This is a genomic window from uncultured Ralstonia sp. (assembly GCA_913056305.1).
Lineage (GTDB): Bacteria > Pseudomonadota > Gammaproteobacteria > Burkholderiales > Burkholderiaceae > Ralstonia.
This window is the reverse complement of sequence record CAJXMR010000409.1, coordinates 1-2,024: the sequence shown is the minus strand read 5'-3', so window position 1 is coordinate 2,024 and position 2,024 is coordinate 1. Positions and strand designations below refer to the sequence as shown.

Genomic DNA, 2,024 nt, shown 5'->3' with positions numbered 1-2,024 from the left:
GAACTCCGGCAGGTCGGCCGGCAGGCACGACACTTCGACGTCGTTCAGGATGTGGTTGACGATGCCATGGCCCAGCTTCACGCCCGGGGCATTTTCCTGGTTCAGGAAGTGCAGCGGCACCTTGACGTGGATCTTTTCCGTGGCCGACACGCGTTGGAAGTCAACGTGCAGGACCAGCTGCTTGAACGGGTGCAGTTGGAAATCGCGCAGCAGCGCCTTTTCCACCTTGCCAGCCACTTCGATGTCGAGGATCGACGAGTGGAAGGCTTCCTTCTTCAGCGCGTGGTACAGCGCGTTGTGATCGAGTTCGATCATCTTCGGCTCGGCACCGCCACCGTAAATGATGGCCGGGGTCTTGCCGGCATTGCGCAGGCGGCGGCTCGCACCAGTGCCCTGAACGCTACGCTCGAAAGCGACAACTTTCATGATTGCTCCAAACGAAAAAGACGACTCGCGACCAAGCCGTCTGGTGAACGGGGCGCAACATTGCGCCCCGCAAACACCGCAGAAGAGCCGTCTAATCGACGTTTTCTGCAGTAAAGCCTTGAATTATAACAGGAAGCCTGTGACTTGCCGATTCATTCGGCAAACAACTCCATGATCGATTCGCCCTTGACGATGCGGGTGAAGGTGTCGGCCAGCAGCGGCGCCGTCGACAGCTGGCGGATCTTGCCGCACTTGAGGGCGTCGTCACGCAGCGGGATCGTGTCGGTCACGACCACTTCGTCGAGCATGGAATCCGCAATGCGGGCGGCCGCGCCACCCGACAGCACCGGGTGCGTGCAGTACGAGAACACCTGCAGGGCGCCGCGCTCCTTGAGCACCTGGGCGGCCTTGCACAGCGTGCCGCCGGTGTCGATCATGTCGTCCATGATCACGCAGTTGCGGCCTTCGACTTCACCGATGATGTTCATCACCTCGGCCACGTTGGCTTTCGGGCGACGCTTGTCGATGATGGCCAGGTCCGTATTGAGCTGCTTGGCGAGTGCGCGTGCGCGCACCACGCCGCCGACGTCCGGCGACACCACCAGCAGGTTCTCGTAGTTCTTCTTGCGCAGGTCTTCGAGCAGGACGGGCGACGCGTAGATGTTGTCGACCGGGATGTCGAAGAAGCCCTGGATCTGGTCTGCGTGGAGGTCCATCGTCAGCACGCGCTCGACGCCGGCGACTTCCAGCATGTTGGCCACGACCTTGGCCGAGATGGCCACGCGCGCCGAACGCGGGCGGCGGTCCTGGCGGGCATAGCCGAAGTAGGGGATGGCGGCCGTGATGCGGCGGGCAGATGCGCGCTTGAGCGCATCGACCATCACCATCAGTTCCATCAGGTTGTCGTTGGTCGGGGCGCAGGTGGATTGCAGGATGAACACGTGCTTGCCGCGCACGTTCTCCTGGATCTCGACCTGGACTTCACCATCGGAGAAGCGGCCGACGAGGGCCTTGCCGAGCGGGATGCCTAGGTGCTTGACGACAGCTTCGGCGAGTTTCGGGTTGGCATTGCCGGTAAAGACCATCAAGCCTTCGCTGCTCATCGGGGCACCTGTTTTATCGACTTCAGACGCGCCGGTTGGCTGATGCGCCAACCGGGCCTTTGCTGGAAACACTAGGAAGAAAATGGCAGGGGAGGAAGGACTCGAACCCTCGCATGCCGGAATCAAAATCCGGTGCCTTGACCAACTTGGCGACTCCCCTACACAACCGATCGGCCCTTGCTTCCATTGCAGAAGCAAAAGCTGCAAACCTTATACCGCAAACCTCGCCAGCGGGTGATGCGTCAGACCTGCCGCACACCGACCTTCCCACTCGGAAGGCACCTGATCCGCCACCGCTTGCGCATGCTCAACGTTCTCGAACGGAGCGAACACGCAGGCGCCGGATCCGGTCATTCTTGCCAGGGTGCTGAACTGACGCAGCCAGGCAAGTGCTCGGGCGATTTCGCCGTATTTCCTTTCCGCCACCGCTTGCAGATCGTTGCGACCGTAAGCGAAAACATTTTGACGGGCAGGAAAGTCCGTAATTATGGTGAG

The 2,024-nt window shown here is 61.0% G+C and carries 2 protein-coding genes, 1 tRNA gene and 1 pseudogene; all 4 read right to left on the bottom strand.

Annotated features, from left to right (window positions below):
• The coding region (locus tag QZ609_RS26675; protein WP_295501585.1) for a 50S ribosomal protein L25/general stress protein Ctc at nt 1-426 on the bottom strand (426 nt) is incomplete at its 3' end.
• Between the two features lie 152 nt (nt 427-578).
• Nucleotides 579-1,529, bottom strand: coding sequence for a ribose-phosphate pyrophosphokinase (locus QZ609_RS26670; protein ID WP_295501582.1), 951 nt, complete (start codon nt 1,527-1,529; stop codon nt 579-581).
• Between the two features lie 83 nt (nt 1,530-1,612).
• Nucleotides 1,613-1,689 (bottom strand) — tRNA-Gln (locus QZ609_RS26665).
• Nucleotides 1,690-1,739: 50 nt separating this feature from the next.
• A pseudogene (gene ipk / locus QZ609_RS26660) lies at nt 1,740-2,024 on the bottom strand (4-(cytidine 5'-diphospho)-2-C-methyl-D-erythritol kinase); the annotation flags it as partial.

Coding starts and splice junctions, on each gene's coding strand:
- QZ609_RS26670 (WP_295501582.1), bottom strand. CDS start 1,529: ATGAGCAGCGAAGGCTTGATGGTCTTTACCGGCAATGCCAACCCGAAA.